This is a genomic window from Rhizobium sp. Leaf262 (genome assembly GCF_001422245.1).
Lineage (GTDB): Bacteria > Pseudomonadota > Alphaproteobacteria > Rhizobiales > Rhizobiaceae > Agrobacterium.
In genome coordinates this window covers 175,070-183,413 of sequence record NZ_LMMM01000006.1, presented here as the reverse complement: position 1 = coordinate 183,413, position 8,344 = coordinate 175,070, and the positions used below count along the sequence as shown (strand labels likewise).

The window sequence follows — 8,344 nt, the reverse complement described above, 5'->3', positions numbered from 1 at the left end:
CGACGTCATCATCGCGCCGGCCACCGCATCCGCCAAGAACGTGCTGCCGCGCGTAGCGGCCCTGCTGGATGTCGCTCAGGTCTCCGAAATCATCGAAGTCGTTTCACCCGATACCTTCAAGCGTCCGATTTACGCTGGCAACGCCATTCAGACCGTTCAGGCAAGCGACGCGAAAAAGGTGATCACCGTTCGCACGTCCACCTTTGCGCCTGCCCAGTCGGGAGGCAGCGCAAGCGTCGAGACGGTGTCGGCGGCAGAAAATCCTGGCGTATCGTCCTTCGTATCGGATGCGTTGGCGTCGTCCGATCGTCCGGAACTGACCTCTGCAAAGATCATTATTTCCGGTGGTCGTGCGCTGGGTTCGTCGGAAAAGTTCAAGGAAGTCATCCTTCCGGTGGCCGACAAACTGGGGGCAGCCGTCGGCGCATCCCGCGCGGCTGTGGACGCTGGATATGCGCCCAACGACTGGCAGGTGGGCCAGACCGGCAAGGTGGTAGCGCCGCAGCTTTANGGCAGCCGTCGGCGCATCCCGCGCGGCTGTGGACGCTGGATATGCGCCCAACGACTGGCAGGTGGGCCAGACCGGCAAGGTGGTAGCGCCGCAGCTTTATATCGCTGCTGGTATTTCCGGCGCGATCCAGCATCTTGCGGGCATGAAGGACTCCAAAGTCATCGTCGCCATCAACAAGGACGAGGAAGCCCCGATCTTCCAGGTCGCCGATTACGGTCTCGTGGCCGATATTTTCGACGCCCTCCCTGAGCTCGAAAAAGCACTCTGATCCAAATCAATTTCTATGGCGGCGCGTTTTTCCAACGCGCCGCTTTCGTTTTCTTGCAATTTGCGTAACATCCCCGCTGCTGAAGCGCGCACATCCCCACAGGAGAAACACATCATGGCCGCCCCAATCAAAAATATCGGTATCATCGGAGCCGGTCAGATGGGCTGCGGCATTGCGCACGTATCGGCACTGGCCGGTTACAAGGTCCATATCTACGACGTGGCCAAGGACCGCATCGAGGCTGGCCTTGCCACGATCAACGGTAATCTCGCCCGGCAGGTGAGCAATGGCAAGATGCTGGATGACGACCGCAAGGCGGCACTGTCGCGCATCGGCGGCTCATCCGATATCAACGATCTGGCTGCGATGGATCTTGTGATCGAAGCTGCCACCGAGCATGAGGAAACCAAGCGCAAGATTTATGCGCAGGTCTGCCCGGTCCTGAAACCCGAAGCGCTTCTCGCTACCAACACGTCCTCTCTGTCCATCACCCGCCTTGCCTCGGCAACGGACCGCCCCGAGCAGTTCATGGGCATCCATTTCATGAACCCGGTGCCTGTCATGAAGCTGGTGGAACTGGTGCGTGGCATAGCCACGGATGAACCGACCTTCGAAAGCGCCAAGGAATATGTCCGCACGCTGGACAAAGCGATTACCGTTGCCGAAGACTTCCCAGCCTTTATCGTCAACCGCATCCTTCTGCCGATGATCAACGAAGCGATCTATACGCTTTACGAAGGCGTAGGTTCGGTCGAAGCCATCGACACGGCCATGAAGCTCGGTGCCAACCACCCGATGGGACCGCTACAACTCGCTGATTTCATCGGCCTCGACACCTGCCTGTCGATTATGCAGGTCCTGCACGACGGCCTCGCAGACAGCAAGTATCGCCCCTGCCCGCTTCTGGTCAAATATGTCGAGGCTGGCTGGCTTGGCCGTAAGTCGGGCCGCGGCTTTTACGACTACCGCGGCGAGACTCCCGTTCCGACACGGTAATGCCACTTCAGGTCACGGCGCTTTGGCCGTGTCTACCAAAAGCTTGGCGTCCGGGCTGTCCCATGCTGCGGGACCGTTCATGGACGCCAAAAGGCAACCTTTCTCATCGATCAGCAAGGTTGCCGGGAGCCCGAAGGCCAAGCCCTCCTTTTTCAGGGCGTTGAATACGCCCATGGAACTATCCCGATAGAGCTTGAGCGAATCGATTCCGTACTCGCTCATGAAACTCTTTGGCTTCTCATCATCACCGGTGTCGATATTGACGGTGACCACTTCAAACCTGTCGCCACCCTTTTCTTTTTCGAGCGCGTTCAAGGCCGGCATTTCTTCACGGCACGGCACGCACCATGTCGCCCACAAATTGAGTAGAACCGTTCTGCCCTTCAGATCGGCCTCGGTCATCGCCACACCGTCCGCACCCTTGAAAGACAGTGGGACTATACGAGGACGCTCGCTGGCCGACATCGCCGCGACCTGCCCTTTGAGAAGCGGCTTCAATGACGCAATGCGCGTGGCTGAACCTTCACATAAACCTGTTTGTGCTGCCACCTGCTCTTGAACCTGACCTTCAGACCCAATAAGCCTGAACACCACGACGCCCGCGCCGCAGACGATGCCGGCAAGGGCAGCAATTGCAACAAGCTTGGCGGAAGGAAGCCTGAAAGGCGTTTTTTCTGTCATCGAATACTCCAGGGCAGGCGAAGAATGGCTGACGGCATCGAACAGAAATCCTCCAACCAAATGTGGGGCGGACGTTTCGCTTCCGGTCCATCAGCCATCATGGAGGAGATAAATGCCTCCATCGGCTTCGACAAGAAGCTTTATGCTCAGGACATCCGCGGCTCAATAGCGCATGCCACCATGCTGGCGGCAAAAGGCATTATTTCAGCAGAAGATAAAGACAAGATCATTCACGGGCTGAACACGATCCTGTCAGAGATCGAAGCGGGGAAATTCGTCTTTTCTCGCAAGCTCGAAGACATTCATATGAACATCGAGGCGCGGCTGGCCGATCTGATTGGCCCGGCTGCCGGACGTCTGCACACGGCCCGCTCCCGCAACGATCAGGTGGCACTCGATTTCCGCCTCTGGGTTAAGGAAGAGCTTCAGAAGACCGAGAGCATGTTGAGCGCCCTGATCGCGGCGTTTCTTGACCGCGCCGAAGAACACGCCGACACCGTGATGCCCGGCTTCACGCATCTGCAAACCGCGCAGCCTGTGACCTTCGGTCACCATTGCATGGCCTATGTCGAAATGTTCGGGCGCGATCGCGCCCGCGTTCGCCACGCCATCGAGCATATGGATGAAAGCCCCATCGGCGCTGCGGCACTCGCAGGGACCGGTTACCCCATCGACCGCCACATGACAGCCAACGCGCTTGGCTTCCGCGAACCAACCCGCAATTCCATCGACACCGTATCGGACCGCGACTTCGCGCTGGAGTTCCTGTCCATCGCCTCCATCTGCGCCACCCACCTTTCGCGTCTGGCAGAAGAAATCGTCATCTGGTCGACACCGCAATTCGGCTTTATCCGCTTGTCAGACGCTTTTTCCACCGGCTCGTCGATCATGCCGCAAAAGAAGAATCCGGACGCAGCCGAACTTGTCCGTGCCAAAACAGGCCGTATCAATGGTTCGCTGATTGCACTCCTGACCATTATGAAGGGTCTTCCCCTCGCCTATTCCAAGGACATGCAGGAAGACAAGGAACAGGTCTTCGATTCCGCCGAGAGCCTGGAACTGGCCATCGCCGCCATGACCGGCATGATCCGCGATCTCGAAGTGCGCGTCGACAAGATGCGTGAGGCCGCAGGATCTGGCTATTCCACGGCCACCGATCTGGCCGACTGGCTGGTGCGCGAAGCGGGACTGCCCTTCCGCGATGCTCACCACGCAACAGGCCATGCCGTCGCGCTGGCCGAAAAGAAGGGTTGCGATCTGGCTGATCTGTCGCTTGAAGAGTTGCAGGCGATCAACCCTGCGATTACGGCAGGCATTTTCGACGTGCTTTCCGTGGAAGCATCGGTCGCCAGCCGGACCAGTTTTGGTGGTACGGCACCGTCTGAAGTGCGCAGGCAGATTGCCTGGTGGCGCGGTAAGAATTGATTGCTGTGGCGTTATGCCAGCATCACAAGAAACAGGGTGCACAAGCGCCCTGTTTTTCGTTATCAGGAATGCAGAGATTTCCTTTGGACAGGCCCATGCTTTCAAAAACCTTGCGTAACTTCGTCGTTCCAGTCTGCATGACGCTTGCCGTCGGCATCGTTCTTTCCGGTTGCGGTCGCAAAGGTGACATCGACCCGCCCAGCACGCCCAAAGAGCAGCGCAATATTCGCGCAACAGACGGCAAGGTGCAGGCGACGCCGGAACGTCCGTTCATTCTCGATAAGCTCCTTTAAGGACTGCTACCGTGAACCATTTCCATTATATCGACGGCGTACTTCACGCTGAAAACGTTCCCGTGCCTGAAATCGCACAGGCCGTCGGGACACCGTTCTACGTTTACTCGACGGCAACGCTTGAGCGTCATTACAAGGTTTTCGCGCAGGCTTTCAGCGATGTCGACGCCATGGTTTGTTACGCCATGAAGGCAAATTCCAATCAGGCGGTTCTCAAGACATTGGCCAAGCTTGGCGCTGGCATCGATGTCGTTTCGGGTGGTGAGTTGCGTCGGGCGCTGGCCGCGGGTGTTCCAGCCAGCCGCATCATGTTTTCCGGTGTCGGCAAGACAGTGGCGGAAATGGACTACGCGCTGGAGGCAGGCATCTACTGCTTCAACATCGAATCCGAGCCTGAACTGGAGGTGCTGAACCTTCGAGCCATCAAGGCGGGCACACGCGCCCATGTGTCTTTCCGTATCAACCCCGATGTCGACGCTGGCACCCACGCCAAGATTTCGACCGGGAAGAAAGAGAACAAATTCGGCATTGCCTATGGTCGGGCGCGCGGCGTCTATGCACACGCCGCCACATTGCCTGGCATAACGGTCAGTGGCATCGACATGCACATCGGAAGCCAGATCACCGAGCTGCAACCTTTCGAAGACGCTTTCCGGCTATTGCGGGAACTGGTGGAAACGCTGCGCAGCGATGGCCACACGATCAGCCATGTCGACATCGGCGGCGGCCTCGGCATTCCCTACAAGGAAGACAACACTCCGCCACCCTTGCCAGACGCTTATGCCTACATCGTCAAGAATGAATTGCAGAGTCTGAACTGCAAAATCGTCACCGAGCCAGGCCGGTTGATCGTCGGCAACGCCGGAATTCTGGTGACCGAGGTCATCTACGTCAAGGACGGTGGCGACAAGACGTTCGTCATCGTAGATGGAGCGATGAACGATCTCATTCGACCGACCCTGTACGAGGCCTACCACGGCATTCGCCCGGTGGTGCAGCCTGCCGCAGACGCGCCACGTATCAAGGCGGATGTTGTTGGTCCCGTCTGCGAGACGGGCGATTACCTGGCGCTGGATCGCGAGATGGCCGCCCCCAATCCCGGTGATCTTATCGCGATTAGTTCTGCGGGTGCATATGGTGCCGTGCAGGCTGGAACATACAATTCGCGCCTGCTGGTGCCGGAAGTTTTGGTGAAAGACAATAAGTTCCACACCGTCCGCCCGCGCGGCACATATGAAGAGTTGATCGCGCTCGATTCCTTGCCCACATGGCTCGACTGATCCAGACAAGCGATCACGATTGAGCGAAATGTGCTTAAAAATGGCGGTGGGAGGCCGCCTGCCCTCGTCTTCGCCATAAAGAATGCTATCTTGACGTCGTTGCACTGAGTTCAGTCGCTATTCCTGGAATGGCGAGATCGGGTGGCCAGAACCGGGAGAACGGATTGATGACCACATCCAGGCAGGGCGGAACAGGCGCTTTCAAGAATAGGCCGGAGTTGGCGCGTCGCGTCGCCTTCAAGCGCTTCTTCGCGAAACTCATCCTCGTCTTGGAGAATCTGGCGCCCAAGACGTTGCTGCCGCTCTCGCTTGCCGCACTGTTTGTTTCGATCGCATGGTTTGGCCTCTACCGCCAGATGCCTGATGTTTTGCGTATTCTCATCGTATTCGCATTGATCTTCGCCTTCATCACCTCGCTATTGCCTTTAGCCCGCACCAGGTGGCCGACGAAAGATGAGGCGTCGCGGTTGCTGGAAACCAGAAACGGCCTGCCACACCAGCCGGTTGGTGTGCAGGAAGACGAACCCGCTTTTGAAACGCCCTTTGCACGCGCCTTGTGGAAGGAACACCAACTTCGCATGGCGGAGCGGATCGCCGCGCTGGATGCCGGATTGCCCCGTCCTGATATCGCCCGGCATGATACGCTGGCACTGCGCGCCATACCCGCACTCATCCTCGTCGCCGCCTTTGGTTTTTCATTTTCCAACGGCGCGGGCGGCATTGCCGACGCTTTCCGCAACCGCCCCTCCAGTGGCCCGGCAAACCCCGACATCCGGCTGGACGCATGGGTCACACCACCGTCCTATACAGGCCGCGCACCCATCTTTCTCACCGGCAACAATGCTTCGCCGACCGAGGCGGTCGCTTTGCCGCAATCATCCAAGCTGACCATTCGCATGACGGGCGGCGATGGTGACGAAGGGGTGACCTTCGAGCCTCAGGATGCCGGCCCGCTACAAACACTCGTGCCTGATGGCGTTGAGAAAAAGAACACAGAGCAAGCCAACTCCTCAACCGCAAGCAGCGAAGCCCCGGCAGAAACGCCGCTTGCACCTCGCACATTCTCCATGGAGGTGAAAGAGAGCGGTACGGTTGAAGCCAATGGCCAGCATTGGCTGTTCAACGTCATTCCTGATCAGGCACCCACCATCGCATTCGACAATCCTCCCCGTCGCGCAGTCAACGGCTCGCTGGAAATCGGCTTTACGGCCAAAGACGACTACGGCGTTCGCGAAGCCCATGCGCTTATCGAGCCGATCGACACGGTTTCCGGCGCAACACCGCTATATCCACCACCGGAGTTCAAGCTGGATCTTCCACGTCAGAATCCCCGCGATATGAAAGGCGTAACGAGCCGAAACCTGACTGAACACCCGATGGCCGGGAAAAAGGTCCGCATAACGCTGGTTGCGACAGACGGCGCCGGACAGACAGGCCGCAGTCCATCCGAGGTGATGATGCTTCCGGGGCGGAATTTCTCCGAGCCTCTGGCCGCGTCGATCGTCGAGCAACGCCAGATTTTTTCGCTCGATACCCGCCAGATGCCAAAAGCCATTGCTTACAACGAAGCAATCGGCATGCGGCCTGACGAAACTATTCCGAACACGACCCACTACCTTCTTCTGCAATCTGCCAGAACCCGGATGAAACTCGCCTATAATGAGGAGATGCTGAAAGATACGGCGGACTATCTCTGGGAAATCGCACTTGGCATTGAAGACGGCGATCTCTCGCAGGCGGAACGGAAGCTGCGCGATGCTCAGTCGGCCCTCTCCGATGCGCTGGAACGCAAGGCGCCCGATGAGGAAATTGCCAAGTTAATGCAGGAGCTCCGTGAAGCGATGAACGAGTTCATGCAGGAACTGGCTCAGCGCATGCAGAACGCGCCGCAGGCTAATATGAACCAGCAGGCACAAAATGTGCTGCGTCAGCGCGATCTGGAGAACATGATGAACCAGATCGAAAATCTCGCGCGTTCCGGCAATCGTGACGCGGCACAGGAAATGCTGTCGCAGCTGCAACGAATGATGAACAATCTTCAGGCCGGACGCCCGCAGCGCGGACAGCAGGGCCAACAGCAGCAGAACAGCCAGCTGCGCCAGCAGATCGATAAGCTGGGCGAGATCATGCAGCAGCAGCAGAAGCTGATGGATGAGACCTTCAAGCTCGATCAGGCTCTTCGTGACCGCATGCAGCGCGGCGACCCCCAACAAGGCCAGGAGGGCGGTGATCCACAGATGGGCGAGAACGGCGAGACACCGGGCCAACAAAACCCGCAGCAAGGGCAAAACGGCCAAAACCAGAGCCCGACCGACAACATGACCGCTGAACAGCTTCGCGACGCCCTGAAGAAATTGCGCCAGCAGCAGGATGGGCTCGGCAAGCAGCTCGGTGAACTGCAAAAAGGCCTACGCGACCTCGGCATGGAGCCGGGCGAAAATTTCGGCAAGGCGGAGCGGGAAATGAAAGGCGCTGGCGAAGCATTGGGCAAAAGCCAGGGCGAACAGGCGGTCGAAGGTCAAGGCAATGCGCTGAATGCGCTGCGTCAGGGTGCGCAAGACATGATGGGCCAGATCATGCAAGCCATGCGCCAGCAGGGTCAGCAGCCCGGACAAGAAGGTATGATGGGTCAGGGCGGTCAGAACGGACGCGATCCGCTTGGGCGTCCGCGTGAGAACAACGGTCCGGAGTTCGGCGACAATCAGGTCAAGGTGCCGGATGAGATCGACGTTCAGCGGGCGCGTGAAATTCTAGAGGCCATTCGCGAGAAACTCGGCAATAATCCGCCAGGTGAAATCGAACGGCGCTATCTGGAACGCCTTCTCGATATACAGTGACGACGTCACAAGTCATCTAATGATACGTATGTGAAGAGTGAAGCATTCTTCGC

7 protein-coding genes and 1 pseudogene are annotated in these 8,344 nt (G+C 58.2%); 7 read left to right on the top strand and 1 reads right to left on the bottom strand.

Annotation, left to right across the window (positions count from 1 at the left end):
- The 3 genes and pseudogenes from ASF29_RS08875 to ASF29_RS08870 form a co-directional block, all read left to right on the top strand.
- A pseudogene (locus ASF29_RS08875) lies at window positions 1–510 on the top strand (electron transfer flavoprotein subunit alpha/FixB family protein); the annotation flags it as partial.
- Window position 511: 1 nt separating this feature from the next.
- A partial coding sequence (locus tag ASF29_RS24300) for an FAD-binding protein (RefSeq protein WP_210166797.1) occupies window positions 512–779 on the top strand: 268 nt, incomplete at its 5' end.
- A 114-nt stretch (window positions 780–893) separates the two neighbouring features.
- On the top strand, window positions 894–1,775 hold the full coding sequence (locus ASF29_RS08870) for a 3-hydroxybutyryl-CoA dehydrogenase (protein ID WP_062450337.1): 882 nt from the start codon (window positions 894–896) through the stop codon (window positions 1,773–1,775).
- A gap of 12 nt (window positions 1,776–1,787) precedes the next feature.
- On the opposite strand, the gene ASF29_RS08865 is transcribed toward ASF29_RS08870, so the two are convergent.
- On the bottom strand, window positions 1,788–2,456 hold the full coding sequence (locus tag ASF29_RS08865) for a TlpA disulfide reductase family protein (protein ID WP_062450317.1): 669 nt from the start codon (window positions 2,454–2,456) through the stop codon (window positions 1,788–1,790).
- A gap of 24 nt (window positions 2,457–2,480) precedes the next feature.
- Between ASF29_RS08865 and argH the strand changes: the two genes are divergently transcribed.
- The 4 genes from argH (at window position 2,481) to ASF29_RS08845 (ending at window position 8,291) form a co-directional block, all read left to right on the top strand.
- Entirely contained in the window at window positions 2,481–3,881 is a 1,401-nt protein-coding gene (gene argH / locus ASF29_RS08860) for an argininosuccinate lyase (protein ID WP_062450316.1), read from the top strand.
- 95 nt (window positions 3,882–3,976) lie between these two features.
- The gene (locus ASF29_RS08855) at window positions 3,977–4,174 is read left to right on the top strand and encodes a hypothetical protein (protein ID WP_062450315.1); all 198 of its coding nucleotides are present in this window, start codon (window positions 3,977–3,979) and stop codon (window positions 4,172–4,174) included.
- A gap of 11 nt (window positions 4,175–4,185) precedes the next feature.
- Window positions 4,186–5,454: a diaminopimelate decarboxylase gene (gene lysA, locus ASF29_RS08850; RefSeq protein WP_062450314.1), complete on the top strand. Its 1,269-nt coding sequence runs from the start codon at window positions 4,186–4,188 to the stop codon at window positions 5,452–5,454.
- 167 nt (window positions 5,455–5,621) lie between these two features.
- Window positions 5,622–8,291 carry a TIGR02302 family protein gene (locus ASF29_RS08845; protein WP_062450313.1) on the top strand — a complete coding sequence of 890 codons (2,670 nt, stop codon included), beginning with the start codon at window positions 5,622–5,624 and terminating at the stop codon, window positions 8,289–8,291.
- The last annotated feature ends 53 nt before the right edge of the window (window positions 8,292–8,344 follow it).

Excerpts from the sequence above, each read along its gene's own strand:
- ASF29_RS08870 (WP_062450337.1), top strand. The coding sequence starts at position 894 with ATGGCCGCCCCAATCAAAAATATCGGTATCATCGGAGCCGGTCAGATG.
- ASF29_RS08865 (WP_062450317.1), bottom strand. The coding sequence starts at position 2,456 with ATGACAGAAAAAACGCCTTTCAGGCTTCCTTCCGCCAAGCTTGTTGCA.
- argH (WP_062450316.1), top strand. The coding sequence starts at position 2,481 with ATGGCTGACGGCATCGAACAGAAATCCTCCAACCAAATGTGGGGCGGA.
- ASF29_RS08855 (WP_062450315.1), top strand. The coding sequence starts at position 3,977 with ATGCTTTCAAAAACCTTGCGTAACTTCGTCGTTCCAGTCTGCATGACG.
- ASF29_RS08845 (WP_062450313.1), top strand. The coding sequence starts at position 5,622 with ATGACCACATCCAGGCAGGGCGGAACAGGCGCTTTCAAGAATAGGCCG.